Source organism: Algoriphagus algorifonticola (genome assembly GCF_007655305.1).
Lineage (GTDB): Bacteria > Bacteroidota > Bacteroidia > Cytophagales > Cyclobacteriaceae > Algoriphagus > Algoriphagus algorifonticola.
In genome coordinates, this window is the sequence record NZ_VLOG01000033.1 from 1 (window position 1) to 1,532 (window position 1,532).

Genomic DNA, 1,532 nt, shown 5'->3' on the forward strand with positions numbered 1-1,532 from the left:
TGCTTCCCGCACTGGCTTTGGTGCTGGGGGCAACTTTAGCCATGGCGATGAATTTCGCCCATAATCCGGAAGTTCGCTATGCAGAAGATCCAGCTCCAGGTACCGAAATCTGGTATGATCTTACTGACATCACTCCTGGTCCCAATACCTATGAGTGTAATCAGTCCGTTCAACAAACCTGTTCTTTTGAGGAACCTATGGTTACTTCTTCTCAGGTAGAACAAGGTGAGTTTATCAAAAACGGATCTCTTCCGTTGGCTCATCCTTAAAATTCAGGGAGGAACTTTCCAGTGGGGAGTTCCTCCCTCTTTTTATCTGGAATTTTGTTGCATAGGATTCAAGTTAATCTCTGCGGGAGGAATCAAAAAGGCATATCGGGGATCATTGGGAGGCAAAGTCTCTTTTCTTTGGTTAAATTTCCGTTCCAAAGTCACCCTGATATCGGAATAAAGATTGAATCTTTTTAAGTCCAACCAACGGTTTCCTCTAAAAACCAGCTCCTTTCTCCTTTCCTCGATTATTTTTTTGAGCAAGTTGCTTCCCGACACATCAGCGATCGGTTCAAAATCTTTATCAAAACGATGTTCCAATAAATAATTCAACTGTGAAAGGGCCTCAGACTGCTTTCCAATTCTAACCGCACTCTCTGCCAAATTCAGGACCACCTCATCTACTGCGATTCCACCAAAATGATAGAAATCCCCGGTATAGTTTCCTTTAAAATTAAACAGTCCCGAACCGGAAGACTGGCTAAAGAATAAAGTTTTCCTTAAATCCCCATTTTCATAAAGTTTGATCAGATCTGGATTCACATAACTACCCCCGTTGGTCGTATGGCGGGCGGTAAGATGTTTTTGATAAAAAATTACTTCCTTATTAAAGATTTCAAAAGAGTAAGGAAGAGAAGAACCTAAGTTCTTGAAATCCATCAGTGAATTATCAATGGTTAAAGCCGCTTTGGAATAGGTATAGGCATTTTCATAATCCAGCATACTCAAATAGACTCTTCCCAGAAATGCATTGTTGGCCCAAAGTGAGGGACGGGTAGGAATTTCAGCCTTAGCTGGTAAATAGGCTAAGCCATATTCCAAATCCCTGATGATCTGTTCAAAACATTCCCGCATTGTAGATCTTCTGTTTTTTACATTGATGTCAGAAGTCAAGCGGATGGGAATCCCCTGCTGTTCATTCTGGCTGGGGTCAAAAGGAGGAGCAAAATGCATCAATACCTCATAATGCCCCAAGGCCCGAAAGAATCTTGCAGCAGCTCCCAGTTCCTGAATCCGCTTTCGTTCAACTTCATTGGAAGGCTGATACTTTTCAAGCCCCTCCAGTACCAGATTGGCATAGAGTACCTTTCGGTAGGAAAAGGCAAATCCCGGCTCCCATTCATCAGGAAGAAAGGGTTCAGGTTCCCAGAAATAATGGGCTGATTGACTAAAACTGAGAAGATTTAATAAACCTTCGCTAAAGTAGATATCATCGGAGCTGAACAGTCCATTAATATGGTAGGTATTGAGCCCTCTTTGCTC

At 42.4% G+C, this 1,532-nt stretch carries 2 protein-coding genes; one reads left to right on the forward strand and one right to left on the reverse strand.

The window, feature by feature from the left end; all coding sequences use genetic code 11:
* On the forward strand, positions 1-269 hold a 269-nt coding region (locus tag FL972_RS19395), incomplete at its 5' end, for a hypothetical protein (protein WP_186300051.1).
* Positions 270-311: 42 nt separating this feature from the next.
* Here the strand turns inward: FL972_RS19395 and FL972_RS07115 are convergent.
* Positions 312-1,532 (reverse strand): RagB/SusD family nutrient uptake outer membrane protein (locus FL972_RS07115; RefSeq protein WP_144604358.1); only part of this gene is annotated, 1,221 nt, incomplete at its 5' end.